Source organism: Streptomyces sp. NPDC045431, assembly GCF_040646655.1.
In the GTDB taxonomy this organism is placed as follows: Bacteria; Actinomycetota; Actinomycetes; order Streptomycetales; family Streptomycetaceae; genus Streptomyces.
Map to the genome: position 1 here is coordinate 319,625 of NZ_JBEZAQ010000006.1, position 23,275 is coordinate 342,899.

Sequence of the window (23,275 nt, forward strand, 5' to 3'; positions counted from 1 at the left end):
ACCTCCTGCTGATGCTCCTGCTGACTGTGGTGACAAACGACACGAGGCCGCCCCCGGGTGGGGACGGCCTCGTGTACGAGCCTGATTCAGCGCGTTTCGCGGTGCGCAGTGTGCGCGTTGCAGCGCGGGCAGTGCTTCTTCATCTCAAGACGGTCCGGGTTGTTACGCCGGTTCTTCTTGGTGATGTAGTTCCGCTCCTTGCACTCCACGCAGGCCAGCGTGATCTTCGGGCGGACGTCGGTGGCAGCCACGTGAGTGCTCCTATGACGGACGGATGGACGGGTGAACGCAAGAAAGAGTAGCCGATCGAAGGACCGACCCTGCAATCGGCTACTTTCAGTAAGTAGCGGTGACCGGACTTGAACCGGTGACACAGCGATTATGAGCCGCTTGCTCTACCGACTGAGCTACACCGCTGTGATGCTGGATCCCCTCGCCCGAAGGCGAGGATCACCGACACCAGAGCCCCAATACGGAATCGAACCGTAGACCTTCTCCTTACCATGGAGACGCTCTGCCGACTGAGCTATTGGGGCGAGCGATGAAGACATTACACGGTCGGCTGCCGTTCGCCCAAATCCGATTCCGGGCGACGCGGCGACTGCCGACTCCCCCGCCACGTACGCCACTCGCGCCCCACGCCGGTACGACTATTGCGCTCCTCCTCGAAGCCCTGCGGAAGGGCCCCTAGGCTCGCCTCACGCTGCGTGATCTTGCGCGTACTCGCGTACCGACGACCGATGTCCGGGTCGCGCCCGAGCCCCCCGCCAGGAGCGCCAGAAGCGCCAGGAGCCAGAGGAGCCAGATGTCCTCCGACAGCCAGCAGCCGCACCCACCCGAGGGCGCCACCGCCGACGCCACCACGCTGCTGCTGTGCGGCGCCCGCCTCACCGACGGCCGGGCCGTCGACGTACGGCTCGCCGGCGGGCGCATCGAGGCCGTCGGCACGGCGGGCAGCCTGCCCGCCGCCGGCACCGCCCGGGTCGATCTGAGCGGCTACGTGCTGCTGCCCGCGCCCGCCGAGCCGCACGCGCACGCGGACACCGCCCTGAGTGCCGACTCCCCCGGCCCCGTGTCGTACGCCACCGAGGACGTCCAGCGGCGTGCCACCGAGGCCGCGCTGCTCCAGCTCGGCCACGGCGCGACCGCCGTACGCGCGCACGTCCGGATCGGCGACGTGCAGGGCCTCGGGCCGCTGGAGGCGGTCCTCCAGGCGCGCCGCTCGCTGCGCGGGCTGGCCGACCTGACGGCGGTGGCCGTGCCGCGGCTGCTGACCGGCGTGGCGGGCGCCGACGGGCTGGCGATGCTGCGCGACGCGGTGAAGATGGGCGCCTCCGTCGTCGGGGGCTGCCCGGACCTGGACCCGGACCCCATCGGGTACGCGGAGGCCGTGCTGGAGGTGGCGGCCGAGCACGGCTGCCCCGTGGACCTGCACACCGACGGCGACGACCCGGCCCGGCTCGCGCGGCTGGCCGCGCTGGCGGGCGGGTTGCGGCCGGGGGTCACCATCGGCCCCTGCGGGGCCCTGGGGCGGCTGCCGCGGGACGCGGCGGCCCGGGCGGCCGACCGGCTCGCGGCGGCGGGCGTGACGGTCGTGTGCCTGCCGCAGGGCGGCTGCGCGGGGACGGAGGTGCGCGGCGCCGCGCCGGTACGGCTGCTGCGGGCGGCCGGGGTGCGGCTGGCGGCGGGGAGCGGGGCGCTGCGGGACGTCGCCAATCCGGTGGGGCGGGGCGATCCGCTGGAGGCGGCGTACCTGTTGGCGTCGCAGGGCGGCCTGGGCGCGGGTGAGGCGTACGCGGCGGTGAGCGGGTCCGCGCGGGAGGCGATGGGGCTGCCCGCCGTGCGCGTGGAAGCGGGTTTCCCGGCGGAGCTGCTGGCGGTGCGCGGGGAGCGGCTGTCGGGCGTGCTGTCGCTGGCGTACAGCCGGATCGTGGTGCACCGGGGGCGGGTGGTGGCGCGGACGAGCGCGGTGCGGGAGTACTGCGACTCGGCCGCGGCGCTCGAACTGCCGCGCCAGGGGCGGCCGGACGCCCGCCCCTGAGCGGTTTCGGCTCCGGAGTCGTACGGTCGAGAGCATGCGCATTGTCATCGCTGGAGGACACGGTCGGATCGCCCTGCGACTGGAGCGGCTGCTCTCGGCCGGCGGGCACGAGGCCGCGGGGATCATCCGCGACCCGGAACAGGCGGACGCGGTGCGGGAGGCCGGCGCCGAACCGGTCGTGCTGGACCTGGAGTCGGCCGCCGTCGACGAGGTCGCGGAAGTGCTGCGCGGCGCGGACGCGGCGGTCTTCGCGGCCGGCGCCGGGCCGGGCAGCGGCGCCGCGCGCAAGGACACCGTGGACCGGGGCGCGGCGCAGCTCTTCGCGGACGCGGCGGAACGGGCCGGGGTACGGCGCTTCGTACTCGTCTCGTCGATGGGCGCGGACGCGCGGCGGCAGGGGGACGAGGTCTTCGACGCGTACCTGCGGGCGAAGGGCGCGGCGGACGACGACCTCCGGTCGCGCTCGGGCCTGGACTGGACGATCCTCAAGCCCGGCATGCTGACGAACGACGCCGGTACGGGGCTCGTGCGGCTGGAGGCGTCCACCGGGCGCGGTCCGGTGCCGCGCGACGACGTGGCGGCGGTGCTGGCCGAGTTGGTGGAGACACCGGCGACGGCGGGCCTGACGTTGGAGCTGGTCGGCGGGTCGGTGCCGGTGGCGGTCGCCGTCAAGGCGATCGCGGGCGAGTGAGCGGCGCGGGGCCCGGGCGGCGCGGGCCCGTGGTGGAGGAGCGGCCCGAGCAGCCGTACGTCTTCCTGCGCCGCTCCGTGACGATGGACCGCTTCGCCGAGGTCGCCGACCGGCTGCCCGAGCTGGTGGGGTGGCTGGCGGCGCGGGACATCCCGCGGGCCGGGGCGCCGTTCTTCCGCTACAACACGGTCGCTGCGGAGGGCGGCGCGTGCGAGGTGGAGGCGGGCATCCCGGTCGCTTCGGCCCCGGAACCGGAGGGCGACGTCGGCGTGGCCCTGCTGCCGGCCGGCCGCTACGCGACCCTGACCCGCGTCGGCCACCCGGAGGGCCTGCTCGCGGCGGTCAGGACCCTGCTGGAGTGGGCGCGGGAGCAGGGGCTGGAGTGGGACATGCGGGTGGTGGACGGCGTGGAGCGGTGGGGCTGCCGCATCGAGTCGTACCGCACGGACCCGCGCAAGGAGCCGGATCCGGCCGAGTGGGAGACGGAGTTGGCGTTCCGCCTGGCGGACTGAGGCCCGCGAGGGCATGTGAAAACGGCCCCTGATCTCGCGTTTCCGCAGATCAGGGGCCGTTCTTCCTGTGGCGGCGCCAGGATTCGAACCTGGGTAGGCTAAGCCGACGGATTTACAGTCCGCTCCCATTGGCCACTCGGGCACACCGCCATGGGATGTCGCCGTGGAGAGGTCCGCTTCTCGGCGGTGCTCCGTGGCAACGACGTAAACAATACCTGATGCCGACGGGTGCTTCGCCACCGGTTTGATCAGCAGGTGGGGTGGGTGCGGGTGACTAGGCTTTGGGGGCACTGATACGCACCCGACCCAAGGAGCCACAGGACATGGCCGACTCCAGTTTCGACATCGTCTCGAAGGTCGAGCGGCAGGAGGTCGACAACGCCCTCAACCAGGCGGCGAAGGAGATCTCCCAGCGCTACGACTTCAAGAACGTCGGGGCCTCCATCTCCTGGTCCGGCGAGAAGATCCTGATGCAGGCGAACTCCGAGGAGCGGGTCAAGGCCATCCTCGACGTGTTCGAGTCCAAGCTGATCAAGCGGGGCATCTCGCTGAAGTCGCTGGACGCCGGTGAGCCGCAGCTGTCCGGCAAGGAGTACAAGATCTTCGCGTCGATCCAGGAGGGCATCTCCCAGGAGAACGCCAAGAAGGTGGCGAAGATCATCCGCGACGAGGGCCCCAAGGGCGTCAAGGCGCAGGTGCAGGGCGACGAGCTGCGGGTCAGCTCGAAGAGCCGTGACGACCTGCAGGCCGTGATCGCGCTGCTGAAGCAGCAGGACTTCGACTTCGCGCTGCAGTTCGTGAACTACCGCTGAGCCGCCGCTGACGCCACCCGGCCCGGGCTTCGTGTCCGATTTCCGCCAGCGGCCGGGCCGGTGCCGCGCCCAGACTGGCGGTCGGAGCCCCTGCCCGGCAGTCAGGAGCGGGCCGGGGCCGAGCGCGAGGAAGGGAAGACCGAGCCATGACGGTGTACGCGTACGTCGACGGGCCGCTCGGCGCGATGCTGCTGGTCGGCGAGGAGACCGGCCCCGAGGGGGCCGGTACGGCGCTGGTCTCGCTCTCGCTGCCGGAGCAGAAGGGCGGCGCGGTCGTCCGGGACGGGTGGCGGCACGCGCCGGAGGCGTTCGAGGGCATCGCGGCGCAGCTCACGGCGTACTTCGCCGGCCGGCTGACGCGCTTCGACGTCCCGTACGCCGACGGGGCCGGCACGGACTTCCAGCGGCGGGTGTGGCGGGCGCTGGAGGACATCCCGTACGGCGAGACCGTGACGTACGGCGAGATCGCCGCACGGGTCGGCTCCCCGGGGGCCGGGGTACGGGCCGTGGGGACGGCGATCGGACGCAACCCGCTGCTGGTGGTGCGGCCCTGCCACCGGGTGATCGGCGCGGACGGGGCGCTGCGCGGGTACGCGGCCGGGCTGGGGCGCAAGGAGCGGCTGCTGGGGCTGGAAGGCGCACGGACGCGGTGACGGACGGCGCCGACGGGCTCTTTCCGCTGCGGCGCGAACGGACGGAGGTCGCGCCGGGGGCCGTGCACGTGCCCGGGTGGCTGCCGGTGGAGCGGCAGCGGGAGCTGGTCGAGGTGTGCCGGGGCTGGGCGCGCGGGCCGGTGCCGATGCGGCACACGGTGCTGCCGGGCGGTGGCGTGATGTCCGTCCGCACGGTGTGCGTGGGCTGGCACTGGCAGCCGTACCGCTACAGTCGCACCGCCGACGACGTGAACGGCGCCCGCGTGGCGGAGTTCCCCGACTGGCTGGCGGAGCTGGGGCGGGCGGCGCTCGTGGCGGCGTACGGGGACGAGGGCGGGCACGGCGGCTACGCCCCGGACACCGCGCTGGTCAACTTCTACGAGCCCGGGGCCCGGATGGGCATGCACCGGGACCGGGAGGAGCGGTCCGGCGCCCCGGTGGTGTCGCTGAGCATCGGGGACCGTTGCGTCTTCCGGTTCGGGAACACCGAGACGCGTGGGCGGCCCTACACGGACGTGGAGCTGGTGTCGGGCGACCTGTTCGTCTTCGGCGGGCCGTCGCGGTTCGCGTACCACGGGGTGCCGAAGGTGTACCCGGACACGGGCGACCCGGCGGCGGGGCTTCCCTCGGGACGGCTGGACATCACCCTGCGCGAGACCGGGCTCTCCTGAGGGCGTCGGGCGGCTCAGCGCGAGTGGGAGTGGCCGAACAGGATGCGGTAGGCGATCAGCAGCACGAGTGAGCCGCCTATGGCCGCCGCCCAGGTGGCTCCGTCGTAGAACTCGTTGGTGATCGGCCGGTCCAGGAAGCGGGCCGACAGCCAGCCGCCGACGAAGGCGCCCGCGACGCCGATGAGGGTGGTGCCGATCAAGCCGCCCGGGTCGCGGCCCGGGAGCAGGATCTTGGCGATGACTCCGGCCAGCAGCCCGAGGACGATCCAGCTGAGGAAGCTCATGCCGGGAACCTGCCTTTCATACGGTGTTGTCGTGGAGGACGCCGGGGGCGCCGGGGAAGGTTGCGGACGTCAGTAGGGTGCGGCACATGACACGGGAGTTGCGGCGGTCGCTGGGCGTCTTCGACGCGGTCGTCATCGGGTTGGGCTCCATGGTCGGGGCCGGGATCTTCGCGGCCCTGGCACCGGCGGCCGGAGCGGCCGGCAGCGGGCTGCTCGCGGGGCTCGCGCTGGCCGCGGGCGTGGCGTACTGCAACGCCATGGCGTCGGCGCGCCTCGCCGCCCGCTATCCGGCGTCGGGTGGCACCTATGTGTACGGTCGCGAACGGCTCGGTCCTTTCTGGGGCTTCCTGGCCGGGTGGGCCTTCATCGTGGGCAAGACCGCGTCGTGCGCGGCGATGGCGCTGACGGTCGGCGCGTACGTGTGGCCGGGGCAGGCGCACGCGGTCGCGGTCGCGGCGGTGGTGGCCATGACCGCCGTGAACTACGGGGGCGTGCAGAAGTCGGCGTGGGTGACGCGCGCGATCGTGGCGGTGGTGCTGGCGGTCCTGGCCGCGGTGGCGGTCTCCTCTCTCGGGTCGGGGGCCGCGGACTTCGGGCGGCTCGAGCTGGGAAGTGACGCGTCGGTGGGCGGTGTGCTCCAGGCGGCGGGTCTGCTGTTCTTCGCCTTCGCGGGGTACGCGCGGATCGCCACCCTCGGCGAGGAGGTCAGGGACCCGGCGCGGACCATCCCGCGGGCGGTCCCGCTCGCGCTGGGCATCGCGCTCGTGGTGTACGTGGTGGTGGCGGTCTCCGTCCTGTCGGTGCTGGGCGCGCGGGAGCTGGCCGGGTCGGCGGCCCCGCTCGCGGACGCGGCGCGCGCGGCGGGGCACGGCTGGCTGGTCCCGGTGGTGCGGGTCGGCGCGGCGGTGGCCGCGCTCGGCTCGCTGCTGGCGCTGATCCTCGGTGTCTCCCGGACGACGCTGGCGATGGCCCGCGACGGGCACCTGCCGCGCACCCTCGCCGCCGTCCACCCCCGTTACCAGGTGCCGCACCACGCGGAGCTGGCGGTGGGCGCGGTGATCGCGTTGGTGGCGGCCACGGCGGATCTGCGCGGGGCGATCGGCTTCTCGTCGTTCGGGGTGCTGGCCTACTACGCGATCGCCAACGCCTCGGCGTGGACCCTCGGTACCGGCCGCATCCTGGCGGTGGCGGGCCTGGCCGGGTGCGCGCTGCTGGCGTTCGCCCTGCCGGTGTCGTCCGTCCTCGCGGGGGCGGCGGTACTGGCGGCGGGCGCGGTGATCTACGCGGTGCGGCGCGGGTAGGGCCCGGGCGGGGCGGCAGAGCTGCGGGGTCCCTGCCGGGCGGCTCCCCGGTGCGGGTTCGGGCGCGGGCGGCGCGAGTGCGGCCCGTCGCGCGGCCGCGCTGAGGGCGGGATAGCGCGCGGCCGCGCTCAGGTCCGGGATATTCGGGGCGCCCAGGCCCCGAAGTCGTACGCGTGTTCCGTCATGGCTCCATGGTGCACCACACCACTGACAATCGGTGACGACGCCGTAACGCCCCGGCGTCAGCGGGCCGTGAAGGGCTGGTCCGTCGGGACGATCTCCTTGCCCAGCGGCAGCAGCGAGACCGGGATCAGCTTGAAGTTCGCGATGCCGAGCGGGATGCCGATGATCGTGACGCACAGGGCGATGCCCGTGACGATGTGGCCGATCGCCAGCCACCAGCCCGCCAGCACCAGCCACAGCACGTTCCCGACGCAGGACGCGGCGCCCGCGTCGCGGCGGTCCACCACCGTCTGGCCGAAGGGCCACAGGGCGTACAGGCCGATGCGGAAGGCGGCGATGCCGAAGGGGATGCCGATGACGGTGATGCAGAGCAGGAGGCCCGCCGCGAGGTAGCCGAGGCACAGCCAGAAGCCGCTCAGGACCAGCCATATGAGGTTGAGGATCGTCTTCACGGGCGGCGACCTGCCATCTGTTCGAGCCGGGTAATACGTTCCGCCATCGGCGGGTGGGTGGAGAACATCCGGGCGAGCCCCTGGCCCGGCCGGAACGGGTTGGCGATCATCATGTGGCTGGCGGTCTCGATCCTGGGCTCCGGCGGCAGCGGGAGCCGCTTGGCGCCCGCCTCCAGCTTGCGCAGGGCGCTGGCCAGGGCCAGCGGGTCCCCGGTCAGCTGGGCGCCCGAGGCGTCCGCCTCGTACTCCCTGGAGCGGTTGATGGCGAGCTGGATGACCGACGCGGCGAGCGGACCCAGCAGCATGATCAGGAGCATGCCGAACAGGCCCGGGCCCTCGTCGTCGTCCGAGCGGCCGATCGGGATCAGCCAGGCGAAGTTCACCAGGAACATGATCACCGAGGCGAGCGCGCCGGCCACGGACGAGATCAGGATGTCGCGGTTGTAGACGTGGCTGAGCTCGTGGCCGATCACGCCGCGCAGCTCGCGCTCGTCGAGGATCTGGAGGATTCCCTCGGTGCAGCAGACCGCCGCGTTGCGCGGGTTGCGGCCGGTGGCGAAGGCGTTGGGGGCCATGGTCGGAGAGATGTAGAGCCGCGGCATGGGCTGGCGGGCCTGCGTCGACAGCTCGCGGACCATCCGGTACAGCTGCGGCGCCTGGAACTCGCTCACCGGGCGCGCCCGCATGGCGCGCAGGGCCAGCTTGTCGCTGTTCCAGTACGCGTACCCGTTGGTGCCGAGCGCCACGAGCAGCGCGACGTACAGGCCCGTACGCCCGAAGAGGCTGCCGATGAGGATGATGAGTGCGGACAGTCCTCCGAGGAGTACGGCGGTCCTCAGCCCGTTGTGCCGGCGGTGCACGGTACGCCCTCCAAGTGGTGCGGTAGGGGAACCCTTGCTGGTGCTGGTCCTCGTCCACCGTCCAGTGGACCCTCCCGTACTGGTCAACGCCAGGCGGGAGTGGCGGGTTCCCTTGCGCGCGGGGGGCGGTGCGCTCGGCCGTTCGGGTGACTCAGCGCGGGGCCGGCATCAGACCGGCCTTGGCGAGCGCCTCGGGAACGGGCTGCACCTCGCTGGTGCAGTGGCGGCAGCGGCTGGCGATGGCGGGGATCTCGGAGTAGCAGCGGGGGCAGTCGCGCAGGGCCGCCTTGATGTCGAAGGGCTCGTCCCGCTTGAAGCGGCTCTGGATCTTCATCATCGGGACCACGACGCCGAAGTACAGGACGGCCGCCGTGATCAGGAAGGCCAGGATGGCGCTGACGAACAGGCCGTACGGGAACTTCGCGCCCTCCACCGAGAAGGTGGCCTTGCTGTAGTCGCCGATCGAACCGGTGGCGAGGCCGATGAGCGGCACGATGAAGGCGTTGCTGAAGGCCGTGACGACGGCGGTGAAGGCGGCTCCGACGGCCAGACCGATCGCCATGGAGATGACGTTTCCGCGCAGGACGAAGTCCTTGAAACCGCTCAGCACGGTCGTGCTCCTGGAGGTGGTGGGGGGATCGGGACGGGGATCAGAACAGGGTGCTCGCGGCGAAGCGCAGCACCAGCTGGGGGTAGCCGGACAGCAGGACGCCGCCGAAGGCCGTCAGGCCGATGGCGAAGGTGATCGGCGCGGTACCCGCCGCGCGGCCCGCCACGGCCGTCTCCGGGACCGCGGCCCGCGCCTCCGGGGCGCGGAACAGCACCGCCGTCCACTGGAGGTAGTAGTAGAGGCCGATCACCACGTTGACGCCCATGACGACGGCGAGCCAGCCCAGGCCCGCGTCGACGACCGACTGGAACACGGTCACCTTGGCGAACAGGCCGATGATGCCGGGCGGCAGGCCCGCCAGGCACAGCAGGAAGAAGCCCATGGCGAGCGCGGTGAGGGGCCGGGTCGCGTACAGGCCCCGGTAGTCGGAGATCCGGTTGAGCGGGTGCGTACGCGCCACCAGGACGGCGACCGCGAAGGCTCCGAGGTTCACGACGGCGTACATCAGGGCGTACGAGACGGTGGCGCCGATCTGGTCGTCGCTGGAGTACGCGGCGGCCGCGATCGGCACCAGGAGGTACCCGGCCTGCGCCACGGAGGACCAGGCCAGCAGCCGGACGGCGCTCCACGCGCGCGTGGAGACCTGCCGCAGGGCGGCGACGTTCCCGACGGTCATGGTCAGCGCGGCCAGCACGGACAGGGCCGGGCCCCAGACGTCGGCGTACGAGGGGAAGGCGACGACGGTCACCAGGATGAGGCCGGTGAAGCCGACCGCCTTCCCGACGACGGAGAGGAACGCGGCGACGGGCAGCGGTGCGCCGACATAGGTGTCCGGCACCCAGAAGTGGAACGGCACGGCGGCCGTCTTGAAGGCGAAGCCGACGAGGGTGAGGGCGACGCCCGCCTTGGCGAGGGTGGCGAGCTGGGCCGGGGTGTCGTCGATGCTCTGGGCGATCTCGGTCAGGTGCAGCGTGCCGGTCGAGGCGTACACGAAGCTCACGCCGAGCAGGGACACGGAAGTCGCGGTGACGGAGGACAGGAAGAACTTCAGCGCCGCCTCGCCCGACATGCGGTCGCCGCGCTTGAGGCCGACGAGCGCGAACGCGGGCAGCGAGGCGACCTCCAGGGCGACGATCAGGGTCGCCAGGTCGCGTGAGGCGGGCAGCAGCGCGGCTCCGGCGGCCGAGGAGAGCAGCAGGAACCAGAACTCGCCCGCGGGGAGCTTCTCCTCGGTCTCCGTCAGCGACAGCAGGGCGGTCAGGAGGGCGCCGCCGAGCACCAGCAGCTGGATGACGAGCGTGAAGTGGTCCGCGGTGTAGCTGCAGGCGTCGGAGTCGGTGGTGAGGCAGAAGGTGGAGCGGTCGCCCTTGCGCAGCGGCGCGAGGGCGGCGAGCGCGACGGCGAGACCGGCGAGGGAGATCCAGCCGAGGAGGCGCCGGCGGTCCTTCGGTACGAAGAGGTCGGCGACGAGCACGGCCAGGCCGGTCACGGCGGCGATGGTGGGCGGCGCGATGGCCGCCCAGTCGACCGACTGGACGAGGTGGGCTGTGTTCGCGGTGCTCGCGGCTGCGGCGGTCACGACTTGCCTCCTGCGAGGAGCTTCTGCACGGCCGGGTCGGACAGGCCGAGGAGGAGCGCGGGCCAGAGGCCGGCGAGGACGGTGAGGACGGCCAGCGGGGTCCAGGCGGCGAGCTCGTAGGGCCGGATGTCGGCGATCGGCGGCCGGCCCTCGGCGGGGTGGGCGCCCATGCAGACCCGGCGTACGACGACGAGGAGGTACGCGGCGGTGAGCAGCGTGCCGAAGGCGCCGATGGCCATGAAGGTGAGGAAGGCGGGGCGGTTGAGGCCCGCGGCCGGCTGGAACGCGCCGAACAGCGCGAGCATCTCGCCCCAGAACCCGGCCAGCCCCGGCAGGCCGAGGGAGGCGACGGCCGCGAAGGCCAGCAGGCCGCCGAGGCGCGGCGCGCGGCCGTAGAGCGCGGCGCCGGTCTGCTGGGCCAGGGCGTCGAGGTCGGTGGTGCCGGTGCGGTCCTTGAGGGCGCCGACCAGGAAGAAGAGCAGGCCGGTGATGAGGCCGTGGGCGATGTTGGCGAAGAGCGCGCCGTTCACGCCGGTAGGGGTCATGGTGGCGATGCCGAGGAGCACGAAGCCCATGTGGCCGACGGAGGAGTACGCGATCAGGCGCTTGAGGTCGCCCTTCGCACCGGAACGGGCCAGGGCGAGGCAGGCGAGCGATCCGTAGATGATGCCGGCGACGGCGAAGCCCGCGAGGTACGGGGCGAGGACGTGCATGCCGTCGGGCGTGATCGGCAGGGCGATCCGGACGAACCCGTACGTACCCATCTTCAGCAGCACGCCCGCGAGGAGCACGGAGCCGACGGTCGGGGCGGCGGTGTGGGCGTCCGGCAGCCAGCTGTGGAGCGGCCACATCGGGGTCTTCACGGCGAGGCCGACACCGATCGCGAGAACGGCGATGACCTGCACGGACGTGGTGATGTCGCGGCCGTTGTCAGTGGCGAGTGCCACCATGTCGAAGGTGCCGGCCTTCAGCCCGACGAGCAGCAGGCCGAGCAGCATGACGACCGAACCGAGCAGCGTGTAGAGGATGAACCGCCAGGCGGCCTGGCGCCTGCCCTCGCCGCCCCAGCGGGCGATGAGGAAGTACATCGGGATGAGGACCATCTCGAAGGCCAGGAAGAACAGCAGCAGGTCGAGGACGGCGAAGGTCGCGAGCATGCCGGACTCGAGGACGAGCAGCAGGGCGACGAACGCCTTGGGGGAAGGGCCCGCGGGCAGCTTGAAGTAGCTGTACAGCGCGCAGAGGAAGGTCAGCAGCGCGGTCAGGACGAGGAGGGGGAGCGAGATGCCGTCGGTACCGAGGTGGATCCGCACGTCGAGCGCGGGGATCCAGCTGATGTCCGTCGTGGCCTGCATCTTCGACGGCTGGTCGTGGTCGAAGCCCAGCAGGAGGACGATCGCGGCGGCGAGGACGGCGCCGGTCACGGTCACGCCGTGGCGGAGGACGGCCTGGTCCGGGGACTTCCCCTTCAGCCCGGGCGGGGCGGGGAGGAGAGCCGCGGCCGCGCCGATGAGCGGGCCGACGACGATGAACGCGAGAAGGAACTGCATCACGGATTCGCTGATATCGATCACGGCTCACGCTCCGGCGGCGACGAGTACGGCGGCGATCGCCAGGACGACGGAGCCGGCCAGCAGGACGCTGAGGTAGGTCTGCACATTGCCGGTCTGGGCGCGGCGTACGGCCCGGCCGAGCAGGTGCGTGCCGCCGCCCGCGCCGCGTACGTAGGTCTCGACGACCTCCCGGTCGAGGAAGCTGACCAGGGAGGCGGCGGCCCGGACGGGGCGTACGAAGAGGGCGGAGTAGACGGCGTCGAGGCGGAAGCCCGCGGCGGCGTGGCGGTGCAGCGGGCCGAGCAGCAGGCGCCCGGGGTCGGCGGGGTCGGGGGCCGACGCGATATCGCCGTAGGCGGCGGTGTGGGTGGCGATGGCCTCCTCCTCGGAGACGGCCGGCTGCTCCTGGGGGTGGGCGGCGACCGCGCCGAGCGGGGTGGCCGCCGCGGTGCGCACCTTGTGTGTCGCTGCGCGCCAGGCGGCGTAGGTGACCAGTCCGCCGACGAGCGCGATACCCGTGCCGAGCACCGCCGTGGTGACGGTGGGGGTGAGGGCCTGGCCGTCGAACCAGCCGCTCAGGTAACCGGTGGTGAGGCCGAAGGCGAGGGACGGGACGGCGAGCACCCACAGGACGCCGTTCATGACGAGCGGCTGGCGGCCGTGATCGGGGGCCTCGGTGCCGCGGCCCCGGAAGGCGAGCAGCCACAGGCGTGTCGCGTAGGCGGCGGTGAGGAGGGCGGTGATCAGACCGGAGACGAGCACGATCCAGCCCGCCCAGGCGGGGGCGGCGGCCCGGTCGCCGAGAGCGGTGTGCTCGGCGGCCACGAGCACGGCCTCCTTGGAGAAGAAGCCGGCGAAGGGCGGGATCGCGGCGAGCGCGAGCAGCGCGACCGTCATCGTCCAGTAGGCGTCGGGGATGCGGGCGGCAAGGCCCCGCATGCGGGACATGGCGGCCAGGGAGTTGGTCCCGGCGGCGTGGATGACCACACCGGCGGCGAGGAAGAGCAGCGCCTTGAAGGCGCCGTGCGACAGGAGGTGGAAGACGGCGGCGCCGCGGTCGCCGACGGCCAGGGCGCCCGACATGTAGCCGAGCTGGCCGATGGTCGAGTACGCGAGCACGCGCTTGATGTCGTCCTGGGCGAGGGCGGCCAGACCGGAGCCCACCATCGTGACCGCGGCCATCACGGCGAGCACGGTCATGGCCGCGGCGGAGGCGGCGAAGAGCGGGAGGAGGCGGGCCACGAAGTAGATACCGGCGGCGACCATCGTCGCGGCGTGGATCAGCGCGGAGACCGGCGTCGGGCCGGCCATCGCGTCGGGCAGCCAGGTGTGCAGCGGGAACTGCGCGGACTTGCCCGCCACACCCGCGAGGAGCAGCAGCGCCACCAGAGTCGGGTGGTCGATGCCGTCGGCGGCGACGGCTCCCAGGATCCCGGTGATCCGGAACGTGCCGGCGTCGGCGGCCAGCGCGAAGAGGCCGATGAGGAACGGGACGTCGCCGAGCTTGGTGACGAGGAACGCCTTCAGGGAGGCGGCCCGCGCCTCGGGGGTCTCCCAGTAGTGGCCGACCAGGAAGTACGAGCAGATGCCCATGATCTCCCAGCCGACCAGCAGCACCATCAGGTCGCCGGAGTAGACGACGAGCAGCATCGCGGAGGTGAAGAGGGAGACGAGCGCCGCGTACGAGGGGTAGCGCGGGTCGTCGCGCAGGTAGCCCGTCGAGTAGATCTGCACACACGACGCGACCACGCCGACCAGGACGGCGGCGAGGACGGCGAAGCCGTCCAGGTGCAGGGCGAGCTCGATGGGGACCGAGCCGGTCGGGGTGAGCTGGGTGGCCGCGTCGATCGGCCGGCCGCCGCCCTGCCGGGCGGCGACCAGGACGGCCACCACGAGGGCGGCGAGCGTCGGCAGGACGGCGAGCGGGCGGACGAAGCCGGGCGCGGTGCGGCCGAGCAGCAGCCCGGCCAGGGCGCCGAGGAACGGGAGGAGGGGTACGAGGACGGCGAGGGTCGTGGTGGTCACGCGGTGGCCTCGGCCTTCTCGTCGGGGACCTCGCCGGCGGCGTCGGAGGCGGCCTCGGAGGCGGCCTCGTCCAGGGCGTCGTCGGGGGCGTCGTCGGGACCCGGCGTCTCGGCGTTGTCGCGGAGCTTGTCGATGTCGGAGGTGCCGCGGTTGCGGTAGACCATCAGGACGATCGCCAGGCCGATGCCGATCTCGGCGGCGGCGATGGCGATGGTGAAGAGCGTGAGCGCCTGGCCGGCGTGCAGGGTGTCGCGGAGCCAGACGTCGAACGCCACGAGGTTGAGGTTGACGGCGTTGAGCATCAGCTCGACGGACATCAGGACCAGGATCGCGTTGCGACGGGCGAGGACTCCGTACAGCCCCGTGCAGAAGAGCAGGACGGCGAGGACCGCGGGATAGGCGAGGTGCATCAGCGCTGCCCCTTCCGGTCGGTCGCCCGGCCCGCGGCCGGGCCGGTGGCCCGGCCGGGCGCGGCACCGTCGCCCGCCCGGTCCTTGCGGGACAGGACGATCGCGCCGACGAGCGCGGCGAGCAGGAGGACGGAGAGCGCTTCGAAGGGCAGGACCCAGTGCCGGAAGAGGATCGTGCCGGAGACCTTGGTGGAGCCCTGGACGGGCCCGTCCAGGTCGATCCAGGTGGTGCGGAACGCGTCGACGACCACCCAGACGAGGGCGGCCGCCGCGGCGACGGCGACCGCGAGGGCGGCAGGGCGGTTGCCCGAGTCGGCGTCCGGGGAACGGCCGATGGGTGCCTTGGTGAGCATGAGACCGAAGAGGAGGAGGACGACGACGGAACCGACGTAGATCAGCACCTGCACCCAGGCGACGAACTCGGCGGTGAGGAGCAGGTACTCGACGGCGATGCCGCCGAGCGCCACCACGAGCCACAGGGCGGCGTGCACCAGCTGCTTGGTGGTGACGGTGACGACGGCCGCGCCGAGGGTGACGATGCCGACGAGGAGGAAGGCGATCTCGACGCCCGTGGGCGACAGGAAGCCGTGGGTCGCGGCGAGGCTCACTCGCTGCCTCCCGCGGTCCCGGGCGCCTCGGGCGCGTCCGTGGTCTTGGTCGTCTCGGACGTCTCGGGCGTCTCGGGCGTCTCGGCCTTCTCCGCTGCCTGGGCCGCCTGGGCCGCCTGGGCCGCGGCGAGCTTCTCCGCGGCCTTGCGGGCGGCGGCGATCTCCTTCGGCTCCTCCGCGCCCGGGTCGAGGGCGGGCGGCTCCGGGACCGTCCACATCCACTCGCGGAGCTTGTCCCGCTCGTGCGTGAGCTCGTGGATGTCCGTCTCCGCGTACTCGAACTCCGGCGACCAGAACAGCGCGTCGAAAGGACACACCTCGATGCAGATACCGCAGTACATGCACAGTGCGAAGTCGATGGCGAACCGGTCGAGGACGTTGCGGCTGCGCTCGCGCCCGCCCGGCGTGGCGGCGGGCATCGTCTCCTTGTGGGAGTCGATGTAGATGCACCAGTCGGGACATTCGCGGGCGCACAGCATGCAGACCGTGCAGTTCTCCTCGAACAGCCCGATCACGCCGCGGGTACGGGGCGGCAGTTCGGGCTGGGCGTCCGGGTACTGCGCGGTGTGACTCTTTTTCGTCATCGTGCGCAGCGTGACGGCCAGGCCCTTGGCGAGGCCGGATCCGGGAATCGGAGGCATCAGGGGTTCACCACCTTGACGATGCCGGTGAGGGCGATCTGGGCGAGGGCGAGCGGGACGAGCGTGGTCCAGGCGAGCTTCTGCAGCTGGTCCTCGCGCAGCCGCGGGTAGCTCACGCGCAGCCAGATCACGATGAAGGCCAGCACGGCCGTCTTGAGCAGGGTCCAGAGCCAGCCGAGCCCCTCGGCGCCGAACGGCCCGTGCCAGCCGCCGAGGAAGAGGACGGTGGTCAGACCGCACAGCACGACGATGCCGGCGTACTCGGCGAGGAGGAACAGCGCGAAGCGCAGGCCCGTGTACTCGGTGTACGCGCCGAAGATGATCTCGGAGTCGGCGACCGGCATGTCGAAGGGCGGGCGCTGCAGCTCGGCGAGGCCCGCGACGAAGAAGACCAGCGCGCCGACGATCTGCCACGGCAGCCACCACCACTCGAAGGCGTTGACGATGCCCGGGAGGGAGACGGTGCCGGCCGCCATGGCGACGGAGGCGGCGGCGAGCAGCATGGGCAGCTCGTACGCGAGCAGCTGGGCGGCGGTGCGCAGGCCGCCGAGGAGCGAGAACTTGTTGGCGGACGCCCAGCCCGCCATGAGCGAGCCGAGCACGCCGACGCCCATGACGGCGAGCACGAAGAAGACGCCCGCGTCGACCAGTACGCCGACCGCGCCCTCGCTCGGGCCGATCGGGATGGCGACCAGCACGAGGAGGTACGGGAGGAGCGCGACGGCGGGGGCGAGCTGGAAGATGCGGCGGTCGGCGTTGGCCGGGACCACGTCCTCCTTCTGCGCGAACTTCACGCCGTCCGCGACGAGCTGCGCCCAGCCGTGGAAGCCGCCGGCGTACATGGGGCCGAGGCGGCCCTGCATGTGCGCCATGACCTTGTGCTCCGTCTGGCCGATCACCAGCGGCAGGACGAGGAACACGGCGAAGACGGCGACCAACCGGAGGGCGACGTCGAGCACGTCGTTCACGCGTCTCCTTCAGGTCGTTCGGGCTGTTCGGGCCGTTCGGGCCGTTCCGCTTGTGCGGGCCGTTCCGGCTGTGCGGGTCGTTCCGGCTGTGCGGGTCGTTCCGGCTGTGCGGGCCGTGCGGGTTTCTCGGGTCGGTCGGGGCCTTCGGGGCGCCGCTGCTCTTCGGCCTCGGGCGCGGCGGGCGCGGCGGTGGCGTCGTCGTCGAAGGCGGGGCGCGGGTTGTTCCAGGGGGCGTCCGTGCTGCGGGTGCGCGGCGGGGCCGGCGGCGCGGTGGGGGTCTCGGACGGAGGCGTGGCCTCCGGTACCGCGGGCCGCGTGCGCTGGGTGGCCGAGCCCTCGCTCACACTGCGCGCGCGGCGAGGCGTACCGGTCGCCGGAGCCGCAGGAGCCGCCGGGGCGTCCGGGGCCTCAGGAGCCGCCGGAGCCGCCTGGCTCGCGGAGCCCTCGGCGGCCGTACGGGCACGGCGTACCGGACGGTCACCGGCACCGGCAGCGGCACCCGCACCGGCCGCACCGGCACCGGCGGCGCGGGCCGGGCGTTCGCGGACGGGGCGCGCCGGGGCAGGGGGCAGCTGGCCCTTGAGGGGGCCCCACTCGTTGGGGTCGGGCACGCCGGGGGGCAGCATCTGGCGGCGCTTGGGGCCGCCGTGCGCCGCGCCCGCCGCAGTCTCCCCTGGCTCTTTCGCGCCCGGCCACGCCTTCGCCACGCGCGCGGCCAGGACGAAGTCCTTGCGCAGCGGGTGGCCCTCGAAGTTCTCGGGGAGGAGGAGAGGCGCGAGGTTGGGGTGGTTCTCGAAGCGGACGCCGAACATCTCGTACGTCTCGCGCTCGTGCCACGCCGCGCCCGCGTACACCCCGATGGCGCTCGGCAGCACCGGGGCGTCGTGCGGCACGGTCGTACGCAGCAGGAGACGGCGGACGGCGCCGCCCGCCAGGGCGACGACGTGGGCGCAGACGCGGAAGCCCGTCGCCGGTTCGTCGACCGCGCTCAGCCAGTCGAAGTAGGTGCAGCCGAGCTCGTCCCGGGCGGTTTCCAGCGCGGCGATCCAGGAGCCGGCCGGCACGTCGACCGTCAGCAGGTCGTACGCGTGCTCGGCGGTGGCCTCCTCGCCGAAGATCTCGGTAACGGATTCGGGGAGACGGTCGTACGCGTTCACTCCGCGCCTCCCGGCGACGGCGCGGCCGAAGACGTGGCCGACGGGAAGACGGACGGGGAGGCCGACGGGGACGGCGGCGGCACGGGGCCGCTGCGCAGCTGCGCGACCGACGACGACCGCCCGTGGCCGTACCGCTCGCCCAGCGACTCGCGGGCAATCTTCTCCTGGAGCTTGAGGATGCCCTGGAGCAGCGCCTCCGGGCGCGGCGGGCAGCCCGGCACGTACACGTCGACGGGGATGATCTGGTCGACGCCCTTGGTCACGGCGTACGAGTCCCAGTACGGTCCCCCGCAGTTGGAGCAGGCGCCGAAGGAGATGACGTACTTCGGCTCCGGCATCTGCTCGTACAGCCGCTTCACCGCCGGGGCCATCTTGTCGGTGACGGTCCCGGAGACGACCATGAGGTCGGCCTGGCGGGGGCCGGGCGCGAACGGGATGACGCCGAGCCGGATGAAGTCGTGCCGGGCCATCGACGCGGCGATGAACTCGATCGCGCAGCAGGCGAGTCCGAAGTTGAAGACCCACAGGCTGTAGCGGCGGCCCCAGTTCAGGACCACCTTCATCGGCTCGGGGGCGAGCCGGGACAGGACGCCGAGCCTCTTCGGTTCGGGCAGGTCCACCGGGCTCGCGGGGACCACAGGGGTCGCAGGCGTCTCGGGAGTCACAGGGGTTACGTCCATGTCAGGACGCCCTTCTTGTACGCGTAGAGCAGTCCTACGGCGAGGAAGCCGAGGAAGATGAACATCTCGACCAGCGTCGTGGCGCCGTACCCCGGCGCTGCGAAGACCGTCGCCCACGGGAAGAGGAAGATGGAGTCGACGGCGAAGATGACGTACAGAAAAGAGTAGACGTAGTAACGCACCTGGGTGTGGGCCCAGCCCTCGCCCACGGGGTCGACGCCGCACTCGTAGGTGAGCATCTTCTCCTGCGTCGGTACGACGGGCCGGAGCAGCCGCCCGGCCCCGAAGGCCACGGCGACGAAGAGCACCCCCAGCAGCGCCAGCAGGCCTACCACCGAGTAGCTTTGGAAGTAGTCGACGGCGAGTACGGTCCCCACGGTCGGTTCCGGCACGTCCGTAGTCCTCGCTCCCTGCCACGCGGCTGCTGTTGCGGCTGTTGTTTATGCGTTCTCTACGCACGGGAGTGTAGGCCCTGGCAAAGCGCGGGTAATCAGCCGTGCCGCACTTCGGCGGTGCTCGGGGGCCCGCTGGGTGGGGTTAGCCCTACTCCGCTCCCCCCACGAGCACCATGGCGTGGGCGTGTACGGCCGGGCAGGCTGGTCCGCATGACCGCACGCACCGCACCGCACTTCGCCTTCGGCCGGCAGGCCTGGAAGGAGGTCGCGTACCTCCTCTCCAGCCTCCCGGTCGCCGTGATCGGCTTTGTCTACGTGCTGTTGGTGGTGGGCGTCGGCGTGGGCCTGTCGGTGACCGTCGTCGGGCTGCCCCTGCTCACCGTCGGGCTCGCCGGGGCGCGGGTGCTCGGCCGGACGGAGCGGTCCCGGGCGCGGGCGCTGCTCGGCATACGGATCGACGAGCCGAGCCGGCTGCCGCACCGGCGCGGCGCCGGATTCTTCCCCTGGCTGTGGACGGGGCTGAAGGACCCGGTGGCCTGGCGGACGATGCTGTACGCGTTCATACGGTTGCCGTGGAGCGTCCTCACCTTCGTCGTCACGCTGGTGGGCCTCGTCGTGCTGTGGCCGGTCCTCGGCTACGTCGTGAGGGGCATGGTCGCTGTGGACGGGGCGCTGGCACGCGGCCTGCTGCCGCCCTCCGACGAGCTGGAGCGGCGGATCGCGGAGCTGGAGTCGGACCGGGGCGTGGTCATCGACACGGCCGCCGCCGATCTGCGCCGCATCGAGCGCGACCTGCACGACGGCGCCCAGGCCCGGCTCGTCGCCCTCGCCATGGACCTGGGCCTCGCCAAAGAGAAGATGACCGAGAACCCCGAGGCCGCAGCGCGCATGGTCGAGGAGGCACACGGCGAGGTCAAGATCGCACTGCAGGAGCTGCGCGACCTGGCACGCGGAATCCACCCCGCCGTGCTCACCGACCGCGGCCTGGACGCCGCCCTGTCCTCCATAGCCTCCCGCTGCACCGTGCCGGTGTCGGTCGAGGTGGACCTGCCGGAGCGGCCGGCGCCGGCGATCGAGGGCATCGCCTACTTCACCGTCTCCGAACTGCTGCAGAACGTCTCCAAGCACTCCGGGGCGCGTTCGGCGGCCGTCGACGTCTGGCGGGTGGACGACCGGCTGCTCATACAGGTGACGGACGACGGCCATGGCGGAGCCCGGCTGGACGACGGCACCGGCCTGCCGGGCCTCGAGGAACGGCTGGACGCGGTCGACGGGCTGTTCACGGTGGAGTCCCCGGCCGGCGGCCCGACGACGGTCACCGCCGAGCTGCCCTGGCGTCGCCGCGACGCCTCGCGCCCGGCCGCGCGTTAGCGGCGCCGCCGAGGGTGGGCCCCACCCGCTTCGGGAGTAGGGAAAACCCCCGGTCAAGACGGAGACCGCCCTCATGGTGGACACGGCCCGGGCGCGGCAGCCTGGACACACGACGCAATGGCGCGCACCGCGCGACCGCGACTCGCAGAAACGGACAGACACCAATGGCCATGGCTTACGGCTCGGGCACCACCCGGCACCACCGCGTCCCGGCGGCGCTGCGCGCGCCGTTGGAGGCGCGCACCTGGCGCGAGTTCGGCTACCTGCTCCTGGGGCTGCCGCTCAGCGTGTTCTACTTCGCCGTCGCCATCGCGACGGTCGCGCTCGGCGCGGGGCTGCTCGTGACCTTCCTGGGCATACCCGTCCTGGCCGGGGGCCTCGCCATGTGCCGCGGGTTCGGCGTGGTGGAGCGGGCTCGGGCGCGTGTGCTGCTGGGGGTGGAGATCGCCGACCCCGACCCGGTACGGCGCGGCCCCGGCGGCGGGCCGATGGCCCGGGTGGGCGGCCTGCTCAAGAGCGGCGTGTCCTGGCGGCACTTCCTCTACGCGGTGGTGCACCTGCCCTGGGCGGTCTTCGCCTTCTCGGTCGCGGTGTCCTTCTGGGCGTACGGCTGGGCGCTGCTGACGTATCCGCTGTGGCAGTGGATCTTCCCGGTGTACGCGGGCGTCGACGGGCTGCAGCTGTACGGCGACGGGACGCACAGCGTCCACTTGAACACGCCGGTCGAGCTGGCGCTGACCAGCCTGGCCGGGCTGCTGCTCTGGATGCTCACACCGTGGCTGATCCGGGCGATGGCCGGCGTCGACCGCCTGCTGGTCACGGGGCTGCTCGGCCCGTCCCGGCTCGCCAGCCGGGTGTCGGAGCTGGAGTCGGACCGGGGCGTGGTCATCGACACGGCCGCCGCCGATCTGCGCCGCATCGAGCGCGACCTGCACGACGGCGCCCAGGCCCGGCTCGTCGCCCTCGCCATGGACCTGGGCCTCGCCAAAGAGAAGATGACCGAGAACCCCGAGGCCGCAGCGCGCATGGTCGAGGAGGCACACGGCGAGGTCAAGATCGCACTGCAGGAGCTGCGCGACCTGGCACGCGGAATCCACCCCGCCGTGCTCACCGACCGCGGCCTGGACGCCGCCCTGTCCTCCATAGCCTCCCGCTGCACCGTGCCGGTGTCGGTCGAGGTGGACCTGCCGGAGCGGCCGGCGCCGGCGATCGAGGGCATCGCCTACTTCACCGTCTCCGAGCTGCTGCAGAACGTCTCCAAGCACTCCGGGGCCACGCGGGCCGGTGTGGACGTGTGGCGGGTGGAGGACCGGCTGCTGCTCCAGGTGACGGACAACGGCCGCGGTGGCGCACGACTCGACGGCGGCACGGGCCTGGCGGGGCTGGCCGAGCGGCTGGACGCGGTCGACGGCGTCCTCGCCGTGAAGTCACCGGCCGGTGGCCCGACCGCGATCATCGCCGAGCTGCCCTGGCGCGCCCGGCCCTGACACACCCCGGGCCGGCTACCCGTCCTCCCCCAAGTGGTTATCCACAGGCAGCCCATGACGATCCGGATGCTGGGATGCTGTACCCCGGGCGCGGCAAACGCGTGGACCAGATCGATGGGTGGGGGCTTCAGGATCGTGGGAGATGTGGAAGACCGAGTACGGGTGGTCATCGCCGAGGATTCCGTACTCCTGCGGGAGGGGCTGACCCGGCTGCTGACCGACCGGGGGCACGACGTCGTCGCCGGGGTGGGTGACGGCGAGGCATTGATCAAGACAATCGACGACCTGGCCGGCCAGGGGGATCTGCCGGACGTGGTGGTCGCCGATGTGCGGATGCCTCCGACGCACACCGACGAAGGCGTGCGGGCGGCGGTACGCCTCCGCAAGGAGCACCCCGGCATCGGCGTCCTGGTGCTGTCGCAGTACGTCGAGGAGCGGTACGCCACCGAGCTGCTGGCCGGCAGCACCCGGGGCGTGGGGTACCTGCTGAAGGACCGCGTCGCGGAGGTCCGCGAGTTCGTGGACGCGGTGGTGCGGGTGTCCCGGGGCGGTACGGCGCTGGACCCCGAGGTGGTGGCCCAGCTGCTGGGGCGGAGCCGTAAGCAGGACGTTCTGGCGGGGCTGACGCCGCGTGAACGTGAGGTCCTGGGGCTGATGGCGGAGGGGCGGACGAACTCCGCGATCGCGCGGCAGCTCAGGGTGAGCGACGGCGCGGTGGAGAAGCACGTGAGCAGCATTTTCCTGAAGCTCGGGCTGTCCCCGAGCGAGGGTGATCACCGGCGGGTGCTCGCGGTGCTCACCTATCTGAACAGCTGAGGCGTCTGTACATCTGAGGCGCCCCAGGCGCCCCGGCCCGGGCTGCCGGCCAGAACCGGAGGACCGGCCGGGAGCGTCGTTCACGCAGGAGTCGGGGGGAGACAAAGCATGATGAGTCCGGGTGTAAGGACGTTCCAAAATAACGTCCAACATTTGAGCGATCCAGGGAAGGCGACCCTTACGGACGTAGGGTGGGCCTTGGGAGAACCAGCCACCAGGCCGTCTCCCGAGCGTTCCCCCGCCGACGGCGGGGAGGCCCCTTGTCTCGAGGGAGGTCCAGTTCAGTGACCAGCCAGGTCAGTAGCCCGGCCGAGCGGGCGGACGAGGCCGGCGAAGCCGACGAGGCTGTCGTCGGGGAACAGCGCGGCACGCCGACGCGGCACGAGGGCGAGAAGCAGGTCCGTCGTCTGGATCGGGTGATCATCCGGTTCGCGGGTGACTCCGGTGACGGTATGCAGTTGACGGGAGACCGGTTCACTTCGGAGACGGCGTCGTTCGGTAACGACCTGTCGACC

The 23,275-nt window shown here is 72.4% G+C and carries 25 protein-coding genes, 3 tRNA genes and 1 pseudogene; 11 read left to right on the plus strand and 18 right to left on the minus strand.

Annotated features, from left to right (window positions below; all coding sequences use genetic code 11):
• Positions 1-86: 86 nt before the first annotated feature.
• The 3 genes from rpmG to AB0A69_RS16965 form a co-directional block, all read right to left on the minus strand.
• On the minus strand, positions 87-251 hold the full coding sequence (gene rpmG / locus AB0A69_RS16955) for a 50S ribosomal protein L33 (protein WP_003948671.1): 165 nt from the start codon (positions 249-251) through the stop codon (positions 87-89).
• A 93-nt stretch (positions 252-344) separates the two neighbouring features.
• A tRNA-Met gene (locus tag AB0A69_RS16960) sits at positions 345-417 on the minus strand.
• Positions 418-463: 46 nt separating this feature from the next.
• Positions 464-536: transfer RNA gene (locus AB0A69_RS16965), tRNA-Thr, on the minus strand.
• A 269-nt stretch (positions 537-805) separates the two neighbouring features.
• Between AB0A69_RS16965 and AB0A69_RS16970 the strand changes: the two genes are divergently transcribed.
• From AB0A69_RS16970 to AB0A69_RS16980, 3 genes are read left to right on the plus strand one after another with little or no spacing between them, the layout of a single operon-like run.
• A complete protein-coding gene (locus AB0A69_RS16970) occupies positions 806-2,041 on the plus strand; it encodes an amidohydrolase family protein (RefSeq protein WP_361421568.1) in 1,236 nt (411 codons plus the stop codon).
• Between the two features lie 34 nt (positions 2,042-2,075).
• On the plus strand, positions 2,076-2,732 hold the full coding sequence (locus AB0A69_RS16975) for an SDR family oxidoreductase (RefSeq protein WP_361421571.1): 657 nt from the start codon (positions 2,076-2,078) through the stop codon (positions 2,730-2,732).
• Positions 2,729-3,244: a GyrI-like domain-containing protein gene (locus AB0A69_RS16980; protein WP_361421574.1), complete on the plus strand. Its 516-nt coding sequence runs from the start codon at positions 2,729-2,731 to the stop codon at positions 3,242-3,244. The genes AB0A69_RS16975 and AB0A69_RS16980 overlap by 4 nt, the downstream gene beginning before the upstream one ends.
• 68 nt (positions 3,245-3,312) lie before the next feature.
• On the opposite strand, the gene AB0A69_RS16985 is transcribed toward AB0A69_RS16980, so the two are convergent.
• Positions 3,313-3,394, minus strand: a tRNA-Tyr gene (locus AB0A69_RS16985).
• Positions 3,395-3,567: 173 nt separating this feature from the next.
• Here AB0A69_RS16985 and AB0A69_RS16990 point away from each other — a divergent pair.
• The 3 genes from AB0A69_RS16990 to AB0A69_RS17000 all read left to right on the plus strand — a co-directional run bounded on the left by AB0A69_RS16990 (position 3,568) and on the right by AB0A69_RS17000 (position 5,380).
• Positions 3,568-4,056: a YajQ family cyclic di-GMP-binding protein gene (locus AB0A69_RS16990; RefSeq protein WP_361421577.1), complete on the plus strand. Its 489-nt coding sequence runs from the start codon at positions 3,568-3,570 to the stop codon at positions 4,054-4,056.
• Positions 4,057-4,202: 146 nt separating this feature from the next.
• Positions 4,203-4,709, plus strand: coding sequence for a methylated-DNA--[protein]-cysteine S-methyltransferase (locus tag AB0A69_RS16995; protein ID WP_361421580.1), 507 nt, complete (start codon positions 4,203-4,205; stop codon positions 4,707-4,709).
• Complete coding sequence (locus tag AB0A69_RS17000; RefSeq protein WP_361421582.1) at positions 4,706-5,380, plus strand: alpha-ketoglutarate-dependent dioxygenase AlkB; 675 nt, start codon at positions 4,706-4,708, stop codon at positions 5,378-5,380. Before AB0A69_RS16995 ends, AB0A69_RS17000 begins: the two co-directional genes overlap by 4 nt.
• 14 nt (positions 5,381-5,394) lie before the next feature.
• On the opposite strand, the gene AB0A69_RS17005 is transcribed toward AB0A69_RS17000, so the two are convergent.
• The gene (locus tag AB0A69_RS17005) at positions 5,395-5,664 is read right to left on the minus strand and encodes a GlsB/YeaQ/YmgE family stress response membrane protein (RefSeq protein WP_361421585.1); all 270 of its coding nucleotides are present in this window, start codon (positions 5,662-5,664) and stop codon (positions 5,395-5,397) included.
• 86 nt (positions 5,665-5,750) lie between these two features.
• Here AB0A69_RS17005 and AB0A69_RS17010 point away from each other — a divergent pair, with 86 nt between their 5' ends.
• Entirely contained in the window at positions 5,751-6,965 is a 1,215-nt protein-coding gene (locus tag AB0A69_RS17010; protein ID WP_361421588.1) for an amino acid permease, read from the plus strand.
• 242 nt (positions 6,966-7,207) lie between these two features.
• Here the strand turns inward: AB0A69_RS17010 and AB0A69_RS17015 are convergent, their stop codons facing one another.
• The 13 genes from AB0A69_RS17015 to AB0A69_RS17075 all read right to left on the minus strand — a co-directional run bounded on the left by AB0A69_RS17015 (position 7,208) and on the right by AB0A69_RS17075 (position 19,083).
• Positions 7,208-7,600: a YccF domain-containing protein gene (locus AB0A69_RS17015; protein WP_361421591.1), complete on the minus strand. Its 393-nt coding sequence runs from the start codon at positions 7,598-7,600 to the stop codon at positions 7,208-7,210.
• Entirely contained in the window at positions 7,597-8,460 is an 864-nt protein-coding gene (htpX, locus tag AB0A69_RS17020; RefSeq protein ID WP_361421593.1) for a zinc metalloprotease HtpX, read from the minus strand. Before htpX ends, AB0A69_RS17015 begins: the two co-directional genes overlap by 4 nt.
• 151 nt (positions 8,461-8,611) lie before the next feature.
• The gene (gene mscL, locus AB0A69_RS17025) at positions 8,612-9,070 is read right to left on the minus strand and encodes a large conductance mechanosensitive channel protein MscL (RefSeq protein WP_361421595.1); all 459 of its coding nucleotides are present in this window, start codon (positions 9,068-9,070) and stop codon (positions 8,612-8,614) included.
• 40 nt (positions 9,071-9,110) lie between these two features.
• Positions 9,111-10,649 (minus strand): NADH-quinone oxidoreductase subunit N, encoded by a 1,539-nt coding sequence (locus tag AB0A69_RS17030; protein WP_361421598.1) that lies wholly within the window; start codon positions 10,647-10,649, stop codon positions 9,111-9,113.
• Complete coding sequence (locus AB0A69_RS17035) at positions 10,646-12,223, minus strand: NADH-quinone oxidoreductase subunit M (RefSeq protein ID WP_361421601.1); 1,578 nt, start codon at positions 12,221-12,223, stop codon at positions 10,646-10,648. The genes AB0A69_RS17030 and AB0A69_RS17035 overlap by 4 nt, the downstream gene beginning before the upstream one ends.
• Positions 12,224-12,226: 3 nt before the next feature.
• Positions 12,227-14,227 carry an NADH-quinone oxidoreductase subunit L gene (locus AB0A69_RS17040; protein ID WP_361421604.1) on the minus strand — a complete coding sequence of 667 codons (2,001 nt, stop codon included), beginning with the start codon at positions 14,225-14,227 and terminating at the stop codon, positions 12,227-12,229.
• Positions 14,224-14,637 (minus strand): NADH-quinone oxidoreductase subunit NuoK, encoded by a 414-nt coding sequence (gene nuoK, locus AB0A69_RS17045; protein ID WP_361421607.1) that lies wholly within the window; start codon positions 14,635-14,637, stop codon positions 14,224-14,226. The genes AB0A69_RS17040 and nuoK overlap by 4 nt, the downstream gene beginning before the upstream one ends.
• Positions 14,637-15,245, minus strand: a complete 609-nt coding sequence (locus AB0A69_RS17050; protein ID WP_361421610.1) for an NADH-quinone oxidoreductase subunit J — start codon at positions 15,243-15,245, stop codon at positions 14,637-14,639. Before AB0A69_RS17050 ends, nuoK begins: the two co-directional genes overlap by 1 nt.
• Positions 15,242-15,886: an NADH-quinone oxidoreductase subunit I gene (locus AB0A69_RS17055; RefSeq protein WP_361421613.1), complete on the minus strand. Its 645-nt coding sequence runs from the start codon at positions 15,884-15,886 to the stop codon at positions 15,242-15,244. Before AB0A69_RS17055 ends, AB0A69_RS17050 begins: the two co-directional genes overlap by 4 nt.
• Positions 15,886-16,854, minus strand: a complete 969-nt coding sequence (locus tag AB0A69_RS17060; RefSeq protein WP_361421616.1) for a complex I subunit 1 family protein — start codon at positions 16,852-16,854, stop codon at positions 15,886-15,888. Before AB0A69_RS17060 ends, AB0A69_RS17055 begins: the two co-directional genes overlap by 1 nt.
• Positions 16,851-18,011, minus strand: a complete 1,161-nt coding sequence (locus tag AB0A69_RS17065) for an NADH-quinone oxidoreductase subunit C (RefSeq protein WP_361421619.1) — start codon at positions 18,009-18,011, stop codon at positions 16,851-16,853. The genes AB0A69_RS17060 and AB0A69_RS17065 overlap by 4 nt, the downstream gene beginning before the upstream one ends.
• Complete coding sequence (locus tag AB0A69_RS17070) at positions 18,008-18,691, minus strand: NADH-quinone oxidoreductase subunit B family protein (RefSeq protein WP_361421622.1); 684 nt, start codon at positions 18,689-18,691, stop codon at positions 18,008-18,010. Before AB0A69_RS17070 ends, AB0A69_RS17065 begins: the two co-directional genes overlap by 4 nt.
• Positions 18,682-19,083, minus strand: coding sequence for an NADH-quinone oxidoreductase subunit A (locus AB0A69_RS17075; RefSeq protein WP_361421625.1), 402 nt, complete (start codon positions 19,081-19,083; stop codon positions 18,682-18,684). Before AB0A69_RS17075 ends, AB0A69_RS17070 begins: the two co-directional genes overlap by 10 nt.
• 213 nt (positions 19,084-19,296) lie before the next feature.
• Here AB0A69_RS17075 and AB0A69_RS17080 point away from each other — a divergent pair, with 213 nt between their 5' ends.
• From AB0A69_RS17080 to AB0A69_RS17095, 4 genes and pseudogenes are all read left to right on the plus strand, one after another.
• Positions 19,297-20,457, plus strand: a complete 1,161-nt coding sequence (locus tag AB0A69_RS17080) for a sensor domain-containing protein (RefSeq protein WP_361421628.1) — start codon at positions 19,297-19,299, stop codon at positions 20,455-20,457.
• A 164-nt stretch (positions 20,458-20,621) separates the two neighbouring features.
• Positions 20,622-21,944 carry a sensor domain-containing protein gene (locus AB0A69_RS17085; RefSeq protein ID WP_361421631.1) on the plus strand — a complete coding sequence of 441 codons (1,323 nt, stop codon included), beginning with the start codon at positions 20,622-20,624 and terminating at the stop codon, positions 21,942-21,944.
• 114 nt (positions 21,945-22,058) lie between these two features.
• Entirely contained in the window at positions 22,059-22,760 is a 702-nt protein-coding gene (locus AB0A69_RS17090; protein ID WP_361421634.1) for a response regulator transcription factor, read from the plus strand.
• A gap of 284 nt (positions 22,761-23,044) precedes the next feature.
• A pseudogene (locus tag AB0A69_RS17095) lies at positions 23,045-23,275 on the plus strand (2-oxoglutarate ferredoxin oxidoreductase subunit alpha); the annotation flags it as partial.

Bases quoted from the DNA above. Each gene is read 5' to 3' on its own strand.
- AB0A69_RS17005 (WP_361421585.1), bottom strand. From the start codon at position 5,664: ATGAGCTTCCTCAGCTGGATCGTCCTCGGGCTGCTGGCCGGAGTCATC.
- AB0A69_RS16990 (WP_361421577.1), top strand. From the start codon at position 3,568: ATGGCCGACTCCAGTTTCGACATCGTCTCGAAGGTCGAGCGGCAGGAG.
- AB0A69_RS17055 (WP_361421613.1), bottom strand. From the start codon at position 15,886: ATGCCTCCGATTCCCGGATCCGGCCTCGCCAAGGGCCTGGCCGTCACG.
- AB0A69_RS16970 (WP_361421568.1), top strand. From the start codon at position 806: ATGTCCTCCGACAGCCAGCAGCCGCACCCACCCGAGGGCGCCACCGCC.
- AB0A69_RS17010 (WP_361421588.1), top strand. From the start codon at position 5,751: ATGACACGGGAGTTGCGGCGGTCGCTGGGCGTCTTCGACGCGGTCGTC.
- AB0A69_RS17070 (WP_361421622.1), bottom strand. From the start codon at position 18,691: ATGGACGTAACCCCTGTGACTCCCGAGACGCCTGCGACCCCTGTGGTC.
- AB0A69_RS17090 (WP_361421634.1), top strand. From the start codon at position 22,059: ATGGGTGGGGGCTTCAGGATCGTGGGAGATGTGGAAGACCGAGTACGG.
- AB0A69_RS17085 (WP_361421631.1), top strand. From the start codon at position 20,622: ATGGCCATGGCTTACGGCTCGGGCACCACCCGGCACCACCGCGTCCCG.
- nuoK (WP_361421607.1), bottom strand. From the start codon at position 14,637: ATGCACCTCGCCTATCCCGCGGTCCTCGCCGTCCTGCTCTTCTGCACG.
- AB0A69_RS16975 (WP_361421571.1), top strand. From the start codon at position 2,076: ATGCGCATTGTCATCGCTGGAGGACACGGTCGGATCGCCCTGCGACTG.
- AB0A69_RS17080 (WP_361421628.1), top strand. From the start codon at position 19,297: ATGACCGCACGCACCGCACCGCACTTCGCCTTCGGCCGGCAGGCCTGG.
- AB0A69_RS16995 (WP_361421580.1), top strand. From the start codon at position 4,203: ATGACGGTGTACGCGTACGTCGACGGGCCGCTCGGCGCGATGCTGCTG.